Source organism: Halobellus captivus (assembly GCF_003697845.1).
GTDB lineage: Archaea > Halobacteriota > Halobacteria > Halobacteriales > Haloferacaceae > Halorubrum > Halorubrum glutamatedens.
The window spans coordinates 1-15,404 of sequence record NZ_RDQE01000021.1 but is presented as its reverse complement, the minus strand read 5'-3'; the positions used below and the strand labels follow the sequence as shown (position 1 = coordinate 15,404).

Annotated in this window: 11 protein-coding genes; 10 read left to right on the top strand and 1 reads right to left on the bottom strand. The window is 58.3% G+C overall.

What is annotated here, in order from left to right:
* The first annotated feature begins 26 nt into the window (after positions 1 to 26).
* The 4 genes from EAO78_RS16645 (at position 27) to EAO78_RS16630 (ending at position 8,315) form a co-directional block, all read left to right on the top strand.
* Positions 27 to 3,215 (top strand): PD-(D/E)XK nuclease family protein, encoded by a 3,189-nt coding sequence (locus EAO78_RS16645; protein ID WP_256418944.1) that lies wholly within the window; start codon positions 27 to 29, stop codon positions 3,213 to 3,215.
* Positions 3,208 to 6,846, top strand: a complete 3,639-nt coding sequence (locus EAO78_RS16640) for a UvrD-helicase domain-containing protein (protein ID WP_122106901.1) — start codon at positions 3,208 to 3,210, stop codon at positions 6,844 to 6,846. The genes EAO78_RS16645 and EAO78_RS16640 overlap by 8 nt, the downstream gene beginning before the upstream one ends.
* Before the next feature lie 136 nt (positions 6,847 to 6,982).
* A complete protein-coding gene (locus tag EAO78_RS16635) occupies positions 6,983 to 7,921 on the top strand; it encodes a ParA family protein (RefSeq protein ID WP_122106900.1) in 939 nt (312 codons plus the stop codon).
* Positions 7,914 to 8,315 carry a hypothetical protein gene (locus tag EAO78_RS16630; RefSeq protein ID WP_122106899.1) on the top strand — a complete coding sequence of 134 codons (402 nt, stop codon included), beginning with the start codon at positions 7,914 to 7,916 and terminating at the stop codon, positions 8,313 to 8,315. Before EAO78_RS16635 ends, EAO78_RS16630 begins: the two co-directional genes overlap by 8 nt.
* A 196-nt stretch (positions 8,316 to 8,511) precedes the next feature.
* On the opposite strand, the gene EAO78_RS16625 is transcribed toward EAO78_RS16630, so the two are convergent.
* Positions 8,512 to 9,300 carry a TrmB family transcriptional regulator gene (locus EAO78_RS16625; RefSeq protein WP_122106898.1) on the bottom strand — a complete coding sequence of 263 codons (789 nt, stop codon included), beginning with the start codon at positions 9,298 to 9,300 and terminating at the stop codon, positions 8,512 to 8,514.
* An 83-nt stretch (positions 9,301 to 9,383) separates the two neighbouring features.
* Here EAO78_RS16625 and EAO78_RS16620 point away from each other — a divergent pair, with 83 nt between their 5' ends.
* The 6 genes from EAO78_RS16620 to EAO78_RS16595 form a co-directional block, all read left to right on the top strand.
* Entirely contained in the window at positions 9,384 to 9,716 is a 333-nt protein-coding gene (locus tag EAO78_RS16620; RefSeq protein ID WP_049987587.1) for a DMT family transporter, read from the top strand.
* Between the two features lie 94 nt (positions 9,717 to 9,810).
* A complete protein-coding gene (locus tag EAO78_RS16615; RefSeq protein ID WP_122106897.1) occupies positions 9,811 to 11,058 on the top strand; it encodes a digeranylgeranylglycerophospholipid reductase in 1,248 nt (415 codons plus the stop codon).
* Positions 11,059 to 11,138: 80 nt separating this feature from the next.
* Positions 11,139 to 12,815 carry a transposase gene (locus EAO78_RS16610; protein ID WP_049987589.1) on the top strand — a complete coding sequence of 559 codons (1,677 nt, stop codon included), beginning with the start codon at positions 11,139 to 11,141 and terminating at the stop codon, positions 12,813 to 12,815.
* Between the two features lie 496 nt (positions 12,816 to 13,311).
* Positions 13,312 to 13,893 carry a DUF7342 family protein gene (locus EAO78_RS16605; protein WP_004048667.1) on the top strand — a complete coding sequence of 194 codons (582 nt, stop codon included), beginning with the start codon at positions 13,312 to 13,314 and terminating at the stop codon, positions 13,891 to 13,893.
* A gap of 3 nt (positions 13,894 to 13,896) precedes the next feature.
* Complete coding sequence (locus EAO78_RS16600; protein ID WP_004048666.1) at positions 13,897 to 14,355, top strand: hypothetical protein; 459 nt, start codon at positions 13,897 to 13,899, stop codon at positions 14,353 to 14,355.
* The coding region (locus tag EAO78_RS16595; protein WP_122106908.1) for a tyrosine-type recombinase/integrase at positions 14,352 to 15,404 on the top strand (1,053 nt) is incomplete at its 3' end. The genes EAO78_RS16600 and EAO78_RS16595, both read left to right, overlap by 4 nt.

Below are 15,404 nucleotides of genomic sequence, written 5' to 3'. Positions count from 1 at the left end.
GAGCGATATCTTGAGGACTGTATTCGATGACCTCTACGCTCCTAACTGGTTCTCAGCATGCACATTTAGAGAAGGCGGCTTTTGAACGGGCTGCGGAGATTGCTGAGGATTCACTCGGGAGTGTTCTCTACATCACCCGGAACGACGCTCGTCGAAGTGAAGTTGAGGACAATTGGGCTACGACACACGACCCTCTCAGTCTTCGTGCCGAGACGCTCGACGCAGTTGTTCGGGAGTGGTACGAGCATCTCCACGGCCCGGTTCAACCGCTCTCCGGGCAGCTGAACCGTCGACTCGCGGAGTACGCGCTTGACCGAACAACAGCCGAGACAGATGGCGCTCTTGCTGGCGAACCAGCCTCTGCCGCCCTCGCTGATTCGTTCAGTAGCCGCTTCTCACTCTTCGACGACGCCGGCGTCGGTACCGCTGACGCGCTCGTAGCGGAGTTCGAGGGCTCAGACCTCGATGACCGTATCGCGACAGCCACTGTCGACGCGTACCGACACTACCGGAATCTCCACGCTGACTATGTCGATGAGTGGGTCTGTACCCGGGGAGAAATGTTCGACGCCGTCGCAACGGCGGAGCAGTCACTATCGGCGCTCTCCCCGGAACTGGATGTCGTCGTCCTCTCCGGGTATCACGAGTTCCGCCCCGTCGAACGCCGACTCATCGAACGCCTCGTCGACGAACTTCCAATGATCGCACTGCTGCCGCTTCACCAGGATGGTCGGAGCGGAGTCGACGCCGTTGCGGAGGACGCCTTAGAGGTCTACGACGCACTTGACTTCGAGACAGTAGAACTCGATCCCGTCGACGAGTCAGGGCGAGCCTTCGGAACGATCACCGAGTCGCTCTACCGCCCGGACCCGGGCACTGTCCCTACTCCAGACACTCTGCGATGGCGTGAACTCCCGACGCCCGAGCGCGAGATTCGCTTCGTCGCTCGCGAGCTCAGAACCGAGTTGGCCGATGGCCGTGATCCCGACGATCTGGCCGTCGTCGTTCCCGGGACTGAGGCTTATTCGGGGTACGTCGAGGATACGTTCGATACGTTCGACATCCCGCACGTCACGACCGCCGCCTCACAGCTGAACCGGACGTTCACCGGGAGCGTCGTCCACGATCTCCTGAACCTCGCCGAACCCGAGCCCCGTGCTGAGGACCTCACGTCCCTGTTAGCGAATCCATTGGTTGACGTCGTCGACACCGACCAAGCCAACTCCGTCACGGCAGCTGCTCGCCGGCGTGACACGGTTTCTGTGTCACCCCTGCTCGATGACGTCGACGACCAGGCGGCGGCACTGATCGAGGAGCTGCTGGCCACGCTAGAGACGCTCCGAACAGGCGACGTCGAGGACGCAACCGAAACGCTCCGACGACTGTTGGATGACCGATTCGACCTGGAGGCGGCGACGGAGGACTACGCCAGCGGCGCCGAGCAAGCCGTCGAACAGCGAGCCTACGACCTCGTAGACGAGGTTCTCTCCTCGTTCGAGTCGCTGGCGGCGGTCAATAGCGATCTCTCTCCGTTGGCACTGTTCACCCGTGCGTTCGATGGCGTGCCGATTCGGGTTCCACAGCGCGCTGCTGGCGGCCACGTTGAGGTGATGGGGCTGCTCGACGCCCGGATGCGCTCGTTCGAGAAGGTGTTCCTCGTGGGCCTGACGAGCGAGCATTTCCCGGTAACGCCGGAACGCCCGGCCTTCTTCGAGGAGATGACCGACGCTCATCCGCGGTTCGACACTGGCGACGAGCGCCTCCGGGGGCGCTATCTCTTCGCGACGCTCCTCGCGAACGTCGACGAACTCACGATCACCACACCAGAGACGGGCGACGACGAATCCGCCGTCGTCCGGTCGCCGGTGCTCGACGAACTCCAGCGCGTGACCGGCATCGAACCCGAAGACGGCGTCGACGACCGCGTGGGCTCCCGCGAGGACCTACAGCGGCATGTCGCTGCAACGGCCGACCGGCGTGCGGCAGTCAGCCGCGCCGGCGACCGAGGTGATCTCTCCCCCGAGCAGACCAAGCGCACGGATCGGGGACTCCACTGTGCGGACAACAGGGGAACGACTGGCCTCTCCGAACACGACGGCGTTTTAGAACCCGAGACGGTCGATGAGGTATACCCTCCGTCGGCGCGGGAACCCTACAGCGCGAGTCGAATCGAACGATACGTCGAGTGTGGGTTCAAGTTCTACGCTGACGAAGTACTCGGAATTGCGGATCCGGACGATGTCGAGGTCGTCCCTACGCCCCTCGAAACTGGATCGTACGTCCACGACGTCCTCGAACGGTTCTTCGCGGATTTGCAGGACGAGACCGAGGACGGTGTCGATCTCACGAACTTCGACCGGGACGACCTGGCGACGCACCTTCGCGAGATCGCCGTTGAGGAACTCCGTGATGCTGACTTCGAGTACGACGGCCTGTTCTACGAACGGTGGAAGGCGGAGCTGTTCGCGGGCCTGGGTGACGGCGAGAGTGCTCCGTACGAGGCCGGGAGCAAACCTCACGACGCACCGGAACAGGGGTTGTTCGCTACCTTCCTCGACAACGAACTCTGGCGTGACGGCGCCGCCCGCCCACACCTGTTCGAGGCTCCGTTCGGTGAGGGGCTGCCCGACTCGGATGCTGGGCCGTTCACAGTTGAGCGACCGGACGGCTCGACTGTCTCGATTCGGGGATACATAGACCGCGTTGACGTGGGCCGGGATGGCGAACAACCGACGCTCACGCTCTACGACTACAAGACTGGGCGGGCACCGTATATGACGAAGACGACCGGTGGCACGAAGTTCCAGCTCCCCATCTATCTGCTTGCTGCGGCCAACGTCGTCGACGGTGATCTGTTCGAGCAGGGTTCGCTCTCGGCGACGTACTATCAGGTGCGACCGCCAAACGACCTCAAGGTTCCACGCGGCGTCGAATCGAAGTTCGATTCAGAGGTCGAACTCCGCCGGTTCCTGAACGATGTCGTTCCGGAGTGGTTGGGCCAGATCGACGAGGCGATCGGTAACGGTCGGTTCCACACGACGCTTCTGTCGGCTAGCGGAGCGAACTGCCGATACTGTGACTACCGTCGGGCGTGCGATGTCCGCCATCACCGCAAGCGGGAGTTCGTCGACAAGGTCCACGAGGACGACTCCGCGTACGTTCCGCTCCGTGTTCGTGACGACGAGGACATCGAGGCGGTGATGAGCGATGACTGAGGACCCCGAGGAGATTCAGCTCACGGAGGAACAGGAGGACGCGCTCGTCCAGGGCCGGAACGTCGCGATCACTGCCGGTGCTGGGACGGGGAAGACGACAACGCTCACCGAGCGGTACGTGACGATACTGGCCGAGAACCGGTCGCTCACGCCGGAGAACATCGTCACGATCACCTTCACGCGAAAGGCTGCTGCCGAACTGACTGAGCGTGTCCGAGAGGAGGTGTACGACCGGCTGGAGGCCGTCGACTCACCGAAGGCCTACCACCGCTGGCGAAACGTGCTCGACGATCTGGAGGACGGCTATGTCCACACCATTCACGCGTTCTGTACCCGGCTCCTGCGAGAACGGGCCGTCGAGGCTCCGGTCCCGCTCGGCTTCGACGTACTCGACGAAGACGGTGCCGCGACACTCCAACGCGAAGTCGTGACGGAGTTCCTTGAACGCAACCAGGACGATGATGAAGTCGCGCTCCTCGCGCAGCTCTGGGGTCGTGACCAGCTGGTCGATGTACTCGCTGGATTACTCGATGAGCGCCCGCAGAGCGAGGCCGTCCTCGAGGAGTGGCGTGATGCCGAGGTCGCCGACTACGTCGATATCTGCTGGGAGGTCGTTTGTGATCTCGACGTCGCCGACGCCCGACAGACGCTGTATGCGGACGGACTCCTTGACCAGCTACGCACGGTTGCGGGCCGTGTCGACCGTGAGGGCGCTATCGCCGACGAAGACGGTCTTCGAGCCTACCGGGCCTTCTCCGAGGTCGCGACGATACTCTCGGACGACCCCGAGGAAAGCGATCCCCGCGACTGTCAGCGGGCAATCCTCGAGCTGTACGAGGCCTGTGAGAAGAAGAACGGCGGCCTGTACAGCAGTTCGGGGTACGTCGTCGGTGACCGGGACGAGTGGGGTGAGTACGGTGACGTCTACGACGACCTGAAGGACGTCATCGACACGGTCATCGCGGCCGTCGAACCGCACGCGGATGCGGTCGAGACGACGCCAGGAGAACTGGAAGCGAATAGCGCTCACTACGCGCTGGCTCTGATGCGGGTCTTCGACGACGTCCTCGCAACCTACACCGACGAGAAGGAGCGCCGCGATACGCTCGACTTTCCCGACGTGATCGAGACAACCCTCGAGTTCTTGCGAGCGAACGATGCCGTCACGGTGCGGCTCCGAGAGCAGTTTGCGGCCGTGATGGTCGACGAGTTTCAGGACACGGACCCGCGTCAGTGGGAGTTGGTCAAGCTCCTCACGGGCGTTGACGAGCAGGCGGCGTCGAACGTCTTCCTGGTCGGCGACGAGAAACAGAGCATCTACGGATTCCGTGGGGCCGACGTGACGACGTTCGGGGATGCGCGCAGAGAACTCCAGACCGTCAACGAGGCTCGTGGAGTTGACGACGTTCCCGACAGCGAGGCCGAGAGTCCGACGGCGCTCGAACTCTCTGGGAACTTCCGGACGCTGGATGAGCCGCTGTCGTTCTTGAACGAACTCTTCGAGTACCTGTTCCAGTCGGAGGGTGATACGCACGAACCCTACGAAGCGCCACCACAGGAGTTGACCACGCAACGTGACCGTGTCGAGGACATCGAGGGACTTACCGGGAGTGTCGAGTATCTCGCTGTGCCCGACGATGCCGACACTGCGGCGGAACTCTTCGGCGACGACCATCCGGTCGCCGAAGGTGCGCTGGACCACACCATCGAGGCCGAGGCGCAAGCACTCGCTGCTCGACTGACCCACCTGTTCGACGATCCGCCGACAGTCCAAGACCCCGACACGGGTGATCATCGCGACGCTACGCCGGACGACACGGCGATCCTCCTTCGCCGGCGAACCCATCTGGATCGGTATCAGCGCGCCCTCGAAGAGTACGACATCCCCTACACTGTCGTCGGTGGCGTCGGGTTCTACGATACGCCTGAGGTCCAGGCGCTCACGAACCTGCTTCGAGTACTCGGTGATCCACAGGACGACGTCTCCCTCTACGGGGTGCTTCGGTCGCCGCTGTTCGGATTCACCGATGACCGCCTCGCACCAGCTGTCGCAGAGGCCGATTCAGTGTGGGATGCACTCGCCGAGACGGACGATCCACAGCTCGCGGATGCTTTCGACCTCCTCACTTCGTGGCGGACCCTTAGTGGCTGTGCGATGCCGTCTGAGGCTGGTGTGCTCCCGTGGAATCGTCTGTTGTCCCGGGTGATCGACGACACGGGGTATCTGGCGAGTGTGAGTGCTGACGAACGCAGTCAGCAGGCCGTCGCGAACGTCGAGAAATTTCGCGACCAGGTTCGAACTTGGAGTGAGAACGGTGTTCACACAGCTGCTGGGTTACTCCACCGGATCGACCGCCAAACCGAGATTGACCCCCGAGAAGGAGAGGCTGACATTCCGGGTGATGTTGAGGGCGTTCGGATAATGACGATTCACGCCGCGAAGGGACTTGAGTTCCCAATCGTCACTGTCCCCGATCTCGGAAGTGACCTCAATTTCGGGCGGTCCGTTGACGACCACGGCTATGTCCGCCTCGTCGAGGGGACGACTGATGCCCCACCGATTCCTGCAGTAGGTGCTCCCCACCCCAACGATGCGTTCGCAATCGAGAAGACGGCAGTCCACGAATATGCCGATCGTCGCTCGCTCCCGCAAGAGCGTGCGGAATCCAAACGACTGCTCTACGTGGCCTGTACCCGAACTCGGGACCACCTGCTGCTGTGTGGAACACACGACATCGATATCGATGAGTCTGGCCACATCGAACTCGGTGAGCCAGATGATTTCGACGACGCCAGTCGATGGCGGGATTGGATCCAGCCCATTCTGTTTGACGACCATGAGCTAGTCGCTGAGGCGTTTCACGATGGAGCTACAGACGCTCGAATTGGTGATGCCCAATACACCATTCAGGCGCCACCTCGGCCGGTTGAATGGCAATCTGAGGCTCCGACTGAAGAGTTAGACCCTGCGATTACTGTCCCTTCCCCGCCGGAACGTCAGGCTGCCGTTCGCGTTGCCGCGACGACCCTCGTCAGTGCTGTTGCGGATGCCTCCGAAGACGGACACAGCTACACGTCGGGGGATGGGACAGTCGGATTGAGTCCCACCACCTTCGGAACTGTTGTCCATCGGCTCAATGAGCTCCGTCCCCCACGAGAAGAGTGGCCCTCGTTTATTCGTCAATTGAGTCGTATGGGGAGCGAGGAACCGACGGATGACGATCTCCAAGCGGCCGTGAGCCATGCCCAGGATGCGATCCGGTTCGTCGATGAAACTGAGGCGGACCTCCCACTCGAAGCGACCTATGACGAGTACTCAGTTGTCGCTCGTCTTGATGACTCCCGCATAGTGGGTGATATTGACCGTCTTCTGGTCACTCCTGATGCGTATCATATCATCGACTACAAGACGAACGATCTTTCGTCGACGACGACTGATACCCTCGCTGACCACTATCGGCCGCAAATGCTTGCCTACGCTCTCGCGCTCTTCCAGCACGATCCCGCCCGGCAGGTTCGTGCTTCACTCCGGTTTACCGATGTTGGGGTTGAAGAACGGTTTGAGTGGCAACGGAGTGAACTGACTGATATCGAATCTGAACTTCGCTCTATGTTGGAGCTCGTCTCCTGAGCCACGTTTACTGATTCTATCCTAACTATTCTAGAGTAGTAAACTATTCTGGAATAGCGTATAGCTTTGGAATAGAATACTATTCGGACTATTCACCACAGAGTTAAGTTGAGAGGAGTTGATACTGCTGAATAGTATGAGTGGCTCAGATAGCGAGAATAGCATAGATAGAACGAATAGCCCGAATAGCCCATATGATTCGGTACAGACCGACGGCAACTTTCGGGCTGTTTCGGTTTGTATGCTTAAGGGGGGCGTCGGAAAATCGACGATTGCGGTCAACCTCGCCCGACAGCTGGCCGCACACGAACACGATGTCCTCCTCATCGATCTTGACCCGAACGGTCACGCGTCCGTTGGGCTGGGTTTTGACGACCAGTATCACAACACCGAGGAAACAATCGGCGACGTCTTCTTCGACGATGCTGACCCGACTTCTGTTGTCTACGATACCAGCTACGAGTTCGATATTCTCCCGTCCAGCGAGGATTTAGAACAGGTCGAGCGGGAGATCGTCGTGGGCGACGTGTTCCAACCCTCTGCGCTGCTCAAACGGGAAGTCGTCGACCCACTCCTCGGTGATACGTACGACTATATCGTCACGGATTCGCCGGCGTACCGGTCCCGACTCACGGACAACGCGCTCGTCGCGACAGCGAATCTCGTGCTTCCGCTCGCTCCTGGGAACGAGGCGATGGCCGGCTTGGAGCGAACCATCGAGCGACAGATCTCCCCGCTTCGGCAGCATATGGACGTCGACGTCCTGTCGCTGGTTCCGAACATGTTGAGCGGCCGTATCGACCAGCAGACTCAGGATCGACAGCTCCTCGAACGTCTCAACTCGCACGATAACCTTCAGGACCGCATCCCGAATTTCGCGAGAATCACGGACTGGGAGGCTGTCGACGCCGGCGATCTCAAACCATCACCGGGCATCCGTGACCGTACCAGCATCACGAAGGCCTACGGCGAGCGCAAACCCCTGCTGGACTACGACCCTGACTGTGACCAGTTGCAGTGTTTCGACGAGTTGGCGCACATCGTTGAGGCTGGGGAGGTGGTCCGCCATGGCTGACGACGATCCGTTTGCCGACCTCGGGGAGACACTCGAAGATGAACCGGACGACGAACCCCAGGATACGGATGACGCGTCTGAATCGGAAGGCGACGAGGAGACGCCCTCTCAGGAACCCGTCGAACGACAAAACCCGATGACCGATTCAGCGTTCAGCTATGAGGCCGCTAAACAGCGGCCTTTCTACGCCCGGGAGGCTACGATCGAGGACTTCGATTCCTGGCTGAAGTATGAACTGGAACGCGAGCTCAACCAGCAGGGCTACCAGAACATCGTCGTTCGGGAAATGACTGATGCTCTTCTCCGAACCGTCGTGGAGGAAGATCTCGTAGACGAAGTGGCCGAACGATTCGAACAAGCTCGCGAATCTGCTTCTTCAGAATCGAATGAATAGCGTACTATTCCAAAATAGAAAGCTATTCTACAATACCCCAACAGCAACCTCAGAATAGTCTGATTCCGCCTCTATACGGTGAACTCAGTTGAGACCGCCGGCTCACAGTAGTTGAGGCCGGCCTTCTCAATGTACAGAGACAATATCGGTTTGAGTTAATTACATCACATCACGTCTTCCTCCCATCATCACTGTCTCACTCAAGGAGGGGAACAGCATCGGTCCACAGTCGTTGGAAGTACTGCTCAAACTCGGAGACTACTTGCGAATCTTTGATCCCGATCACACCGATCCTGTCTTCACCAGATACTGGATGTAGCACATCGATCGTTGTCTCCACATTGTCCACGATATCAAACGAAAGCGCAATCTCAGGAGTCGTTCTGACAGTTATGTCTGCGGGCTGGTTTTCAATTAGATGTGGGAATCGGTCGGGGAGTACGGTAACTGCTTTTTCACTGAAGAGGAGGTCGACAGACAAATCCGTATTAGCACCCTCGAAAAAGCCTTCCACTTCAGATTGGAGTGTCTCCCACGTCGCATCCTCGTAGGGAGGCCCGACGGCTGCCTTGACAACGCTCTCCGCGGTTCGCATATGCTGCTGGAGTGCTGTACTCATTTCGTCACTCCCGAGCGATCCAAGCCAGAAACTACTCTCTGTTGGTGGTGTCGGCAAAAGGTTCGAACGAACTGTTTCTGCTTTCTCGCGGTAACGATCCCACTCTTGTTTCAGTTCATACGCTCGTTCAGCCAGAAGCCTATCGACGACGGTTTCTGGCTGTACGGCGACGTACTGATTTGGATCGCTTGACTGTCTCCAGATCAGCTTGCGAGCTTCAAGACCGTTTAGCACGTCGTAGATACGGCCTTTTGGAACCCCACTAGTATCAGAGAGTTCAGCTGCCGTCACTGCTCCTGTTACGAGAAGGGTTCGATAGGCCTTCTCCTCGTAACTTGAGAGTCCAAGCTCACCCAATTCCGTCATGCTTTGTCATTGTGCCTCCAAACAAATTGTAAGTGCTGTTTTGTTTCAGTAGTCGTATATCGGGGGCTTCGAGACCTAACGATATGCATCCGTACGTACTGCTCGCTGGTGCAATACTCTCCGAATTATTCGGGACGACTGCCCTCAAATTCTCCGATGGATTTTCACAACCGGTTCCCAGTATTGGGGTTGTCCTCGGATATGGGGCAGCGTTCTATCTACTATCCCTGACGTTAGAGGAATTACCGATGGGTGTCGTCTATGGGACATGGGCAGCATTGGGTATTGTCGGTGTGGCAGGTATCGGGGCCGTTGTTTTTGATGAACCAGTTGATCTGGCAGGCCTTCTCGGAATTGGCCTCATTATCAGTGGCGTCTACTTCGTCAACGTGGTGTCACAGATGTCTGCCCACTAAGATGGTGGGCACCGGGCCTGTGTAGAAACAACCGAAAAGTGGCACTGTGTTCCAACATCTTGTTCGTCCGCTCTTGAGTAGTTGTTCTCCAACGATGTCAAACAGGTATGATGTGATCATCGCTGGGGCAGGTCCAGCGGGGGCGCAGTGTGGACGAGATCTAGCTGACCGTGGGTACGATGTTGTCGTCCTAGAAACCGAAGCAGAAGATGAATTCCCAGCTCAAAGTAACAAATCTACCGGCGGAACGTTTGCGTCAATGATGACCTCCTTCGGCATCCCGGACGATGTCGTTATGCACGCAACTGAATCAGTAGTTCTTGAATCTCCAAATGAACACTTTATCCAGGACCAGCCGGGCTTTGTCTTGGACTTTGAGGCGTTCAAGAAGTTCCTTGTCGAGGATGGTCGTCACAAGGGTGCTGAGTATCGGTTTGATGCTCGTGTTCGTGACCCGATCGTCGAAGATGGTGATCTCGTTGGTGTCCGTTATAACCGTGACCAGGAGGTCTTTGGCGAAATCGTTATTGATGCTACGGGTCCGGCTGCGCCACTGGCTAAAGATCTGGGGATAGCCAATCTTGAGCGGGAGAACCACGCGATTGGTATTGAATACTTATTCGAAGGCGTCGATCTCAATCATCCCGAGTTTGCTGATCTCACTGACGCGATGATGTTGCGGTTGGACCACGAGTACGCCCCTGGAGGTTATTCGTGGATCTTCCATACGGGTGACGACACAGCAAAAGTCGGTATCTGTTACATCCAGAATGAACGCTATCAAGAAAACGCCATTCACGATCGCACCGTCGACGGGTATCTCGAACATTGGCTTGATACTGACCCACGGTTCGAGAACGCTAGACAAATCGCAGAGAGTCCAGTTCGGGGATCAGCACATGTACAGCCCCCCGGATCGATGAGTACTGATTCGTTTATGGCGATCGGTGATACTGTCCCATCGGTTGATCCTGTCTGGGGAGAGGGAATCTACAAGTGTATGAAATCAGCTCGAGCAGCTGCAATGACAGCCGACCGCTGTCTGACGAGGACGAAAAACACCTCTGCTGAGGAGATGGGAGTCTACGACGACCTATGGAACGAGCAAGTTGCCCCCAGACAAGACCGTCGATTGATGATGACGAGGTTGCTATACCTTGCACCAAACGAACGGTACGACCGACTCATGCAAGATCTGAACAAGCTCTCTCGAGATACCCTTTCAGATATTAACGATGGGAGCAAGCAGGAAATTGTAAAACTGTTGTATCCCAGTGATCTATCCTACCTCTGGAAATACTGGCGAGAAACACAATTTGGGAGCGTCTCTTACTCCAGCTAACCACAACACTTCCGCTGATGAATCCAACTTCTATCCGATCTTGATCAACTGGTCTTGGACGTTTTGCTATCCGTACCTACATGGCTATGACCCCCGAGTCGCGTCGAACAGTCTTTCGCCAAATCGCTCATTGTTCCTATATCGATTGGCCAACGTATGGGTCTAGCCCGCTGTTCGATCGTTCGTCGCTTCCCGCACTGGAGTCGGATGTCCGCGTGGTCGCAAAAACGTGGTTCCAACAAGTCGAACACGAGGGCGTTGAACCATTCGTCCACACATTACCGCTTGCATACGTCCAGTTCGATGCCCACGACCGATATGCAGGCTCGACGAGCTACGAGATTGAGACTCTGTTTCGCCTATTCCTGTTAAAAGAACTCTACGACTGGGACCACGAAACCGCGCTCGTCGAATACCTCACCAAGCATCCCGATCTCTGTGATCAACTTGGCCTGGAGTCGGTCCCCGATCAGTCAACCCTATGGCGTAGCTGGCATCACCGGTTCACGGCCGAACTCCAAGACACCGTCGAGACGGCAGCGCGAACAATCCTCATCAAAGCCCAAAATGCGGGTGTCTCTGTTCCACGAGAACCAGAACGGCAGAGCCGCAGACACTATGATGAGAATGAAGAATCGGACCCCGATGATCAGACCGTATTAGAGCAGGCCGAGACCGTTACTGAGCAAGTGAGTCGCGTTGCCTTCCCAGCGTTCTCACTGGACCGTGGCGAGGGTTGTGAGATCCACGAAAATGCCTACTGGGACCTCCAAACCTACCTAGGGCTTCGAGAAAACCTCGCCGTCAATGAGGGGGCTCGCAGTTTCATTCACGAGTCCAATCGGGAGCGGACACCGCTTGGCCACGCCCATCGCGAGCATCTCCGCGACCTCTCAATTGAGCAGATACGCGAGATGTACCGCCAAGCCGTGAGTCGCCTCTTGGATCGAGTCGCAGAGACGGAGGCGTTCTACCGGGCTGGCATCGTTGCCATCGATATCACTGAATCAGACCCCTTTACTGGTGACCGAGATGGCCACGAAGATGAGATTATCGGCACGAAAGAGAACACCGACGAGTACGCCTACCAGTGGGCCACGATCCAGATGGTCGGGAATGCCGTCCCAATCGTCTTAGATGCGCGCCCAGTCCGGAAAGGGGACACACGCAAGGAGATCGTCGAGGACCTCTTGGATTCGGCAGAGGCAGCTGTTCATGTCGATAACGTACTGATGGACCGTGAGTTCGACAGCCAGCATATCCTGGAGATGCTGAGTCAACGTGGGCTCTCCTACGTCGTTCCGAAGCGGATGCAGACCAGCGAGAAGGCCCAAGCCAAGCGCCTTCTCAAGCGCGACAAGGATCGGTATGAGACCGACCGGAAGCTACATCTCGGCGACAACGAGTGGCACTCGACGACGCTAATCTACCGACGGAAAGAGAACTCCGCGCACACTGATCATCGGCAGTACTCGGTGTTCATGACAAATCGGAAGAGTGGCCTTCTCCCGGAGTATGGCTACCGGTGGGAGATTGAGAGTGGCTACAAGTCGATCAAACGGTTCATGGGCGCGACGACCTCGAAGAATTTTAGCCTCCGATTCTTCTACTTCGCGTTCGCCTGTCTCCTGTACTCGATCTGGCGAGCGGTCGATCTATTGGTACAGGTACAGTTGACCGGTGAATACGAGCATTCACCGATTGTAACAGCCGACAATACGCTAACGCTGGTGAAGAAGGAAACCGGAATCGGATAGTAACGAGACTCTCTCCGCAATAGCGGGGCGTCTGAGTGGCTACGCTGTCGAAAGTCGCCGAAATTCGCATTTATGGTTGGAATTTCAACAGAACCGCCCGTCTGGAGAGTAATCTGAGTCGGCTTCCGATCACTGAATCGGCTGAAACGACGCATCACAGGCCCGCTATACCCGCTGTAGTCTCAACTTCCAGGCCCGAGATTTTGTATAGCGATATACGATATACGATTTCCTATAGTGCGGAATACCGAGGCTAAGAGACTCCAAATCCCCGAATTCTCCCGATGGGCCGATTACAGCGAGTGGTCCTGATTATGCTCGTAATCACGACCACTTTGAAGTACCCCGCCGCCGTCGGTGAAGCACGAATGCTGCAACCGGCTCAGAACGGCGCTTCCCCCAGGGTAGAGCCGCCAAGACCGGGCTCCGTGTTTACTCTGGCTACCCACAGCTGAGATCGGGGCGATGGCGAAGAAGTCGATTCGATATAGAACTAATGGCCTCAACCTATATTAAGACAAAGCCCGAACGATGTTGTATGACCGAAGATGAATCGAACTCCGAGGGTCTGATGGAACGCCAGACCACGGGTGAAGACCGCGTGCGGATGGTTGCTCGGCAGCTGTCGGAGCCGCGGACAGCCAACTGGATCGCTTCCGAAGCGGGCTGGTCACACGAGCCGACCAAACGCGTCCTCGAACGGCTCGTCGACGATGGCATCCTCCATCGTGACGAAAGCGGTACTCACACGACGTATTACCCTGATTATCGCCGCCAAGCGATGCAGGAGGCGATGCGTCTTCGAGACAGCGGCCACACTGTCGAGGAGCTCACGGACCGTCTCGCCGATATGAAGACGCAGATTCGCGACTGGGAGGACGAATTCGGCGTTGAGTCACCGAACCAGCTTCGCGGGACGCTCGCTGACGAGTCCCTTGACGCTGAGGAGGAAGATAGTCGCCGTGAGATTGCCCGTGAGTGGGAGCATCTTCAGCGGCGTATCCAGATCGTTGGGTTCGCCATCCGAGAATGGGACTTCCTCGCTCCGACAACAGAGCCTGCCGAGGCCAGTAGCTGACGGATGTCGGTCCCGCATCCCGGTGGTGACCCGAACGCAAACTTCTACGCCCAGCTAAAGCGGGACGTCCTCGACCGTGTGCCACAGATCACGACAGTCGAGTTCGTTCCTGATGATATCGAGGCCAAACAGCTGCGGGCACGGTTTGATCCAGCCCGTCTCGACCCTTCGACAGGGCCTGAGTCGCCGGAACTGTCCATCAAGTGGTACCGGCAGGAGCCACATGATTGGTTCCGTATCAATTACACCGATCCGAACACGGGCTTTCACGCCGGCTGGCACCAGGACGAAGACCATCCCGATCTGGGACGGACGCATTTCCAGTACTCAGTCGCCGATACGGAGGACCGCTGGGGGATCACCTTCGAACACGAGACTCCCTCCCTGATTCTCTGGGAAATCGTCGAAGAGCTCCTTGAGGACGTCCGTCCGACCTACCAGTACGCGAACGAGGAACCATGACACCCCGAGAACGCGCCGATCGGTCACTCGCGAGCTCCTTCGAACGGTATCTCCAGGACAAGGGGAAGGGTCGCGGTGGCGACGGTGGGAACTATCGACGAAACGCAGCCCGCGAGCTCGAGCGGTTCGCCGAGTGGGCCGCCGGCGACCGCGGCGACGACGACTGGACCGGGATCGTCCCCGACGACGTCGACCGGGAGCCCACCTTTGACGATCTCGACGAACGCGTGTTCCGGGAGTACGCTCGGCATCTCGGGGGAGATCGGGGACTCAAGCAGAACACGGTACAAACCTATTACCGCTATATCTCTGCGTGGTGTGGGTGGTGTGTCAACGAGGGATATCTTGAGGCCCACTACGCGCAGCGGGCCAGTGCGATGGCGCCGCTGCCCGAGGATGACGGCCGCAAGCCCGGTGACCAGCAGGCCTGGACGTCCGAACAGCGCCACGCCCTCACCCGCCACGCCGACGAACGGGCCCGCGACGCCGTCGAGGCATTCACGACACTCCCGGAGGATACTGATCCCCTCGACAAGCAGCGAGCACGCTACGCGGCGCTGAAGGCGGCTCGTGACCGGGCTCTGGTGTTCGTCCTCGCGTACACCGCCGTCCGCGTTGGCGAACTCCTCCGAGATCCAAACGACCCGCGCCGGCGCGGCGTCCGCTGGGAGGACCTCTCCCTCGACGATGGGAGTATGGACGTCTACCGGAAGAAACAGCAGTGGGACGCCGCCAGTCTCCCCGATCCGGTAATCTCGCCGCTGCGGAGCTACCGAAAACTGATGGACCCACCGACGGAGCGCTGGCCGGTGTTTCCCACGTTTGACCAGCGGACGCTCGCAGGGCTCGTCCAAGATGAGCTCGCCGACCGAGGGGAACATACGGAGGCAATCGCCGAACGCCGTGGGGAGTACGCTCGCGACCTCCTCCTGGCGCTCGATGAGGATATTCGACCGCCCTCGATTACGACGGACGGCACACGATCGATTCTCCAACGGCTCTCAGAAGCTGCAGAGATAGACATCGACCATCCGAAACACGATTACCTT

What these genes read in the sequence shown, in the direction of transcription:
- EAO78_RS16645 (WP_256418944.1), top strand. Translation starts at nt 27, where the DNA reads ATGACCTCTACGCTCCTAACTGGTTCTCAGCATGCACATTTAGAGAAG.
- EAO78_RS16640 (WP_122106901.1), top strand. Translation starts at nt 3,208, where the DNA reads ATGACTGAGGACCCCGAGGAGATTCAGCTCACGGAGGAACAGGAGGAC.
- EAO78_RS16635 (WP_122106900.1), top strand. Translation starts at nt 6,983, where the DNA reads ATGAGTGGCTCAGATAGCGAGAATAGCATAGATAGAACGAATAGCCCG.
- EAO78_RS16630 (WP_122106899.1), top strand. Translation starts at nt 7,914, where the DNA reads ATGGCTGACGACGATCCGTTTGCCGACCTCGGGGAGACACTCGAAGAT.
- EAO78_RS16625 (WP_122106898.1), bottom strand. Translation starts at nt 9,300, where the DNA reads ATGACGGAATTGGGTGAGCTTGGACTCTCAAGTTACGAGGAGAAGGCC.
- EAO78_RS16620 (WP_049987587.1), top strand. Translation starts at nt 9,384, where the DNA reads ATGCATCCGTACGTACTGCTCGCTGGTGCAATACTCTCCGAATTATTC.
- EAO78_RS16615 (WP_122106897.1), top strand. Translation starts at nt 9,811, where the DNA reads ATGTCAAACAGGTATGATGTGATCATCGCTGGGGCAGGTCCAGCGGGG.
- EAO78_RS16610 (WP_049987589.1), top strand. Translation starts at nt 11,139, where the DNA reads ATGGCTATGACCCCCGAGTCGCGTCGAACAGTCTTTCGCCAAATCGCT.
- EAO78_RS16605 (WP_004048667.1), top strand. Translation starts at nt 13,312, where the DNA reads ATGGCCTCAACCTATATTAAGACAAAGCCCGAACGATGTTGTATGACC.
- EAO78_RS16600 (WP_004048666.1), top strand. Translation starts at nt 13,897, where the DNA reads ATGTCGGTCCCGCATCCCGGTGGTGACCCGAACGCAAACTTCTACGCC.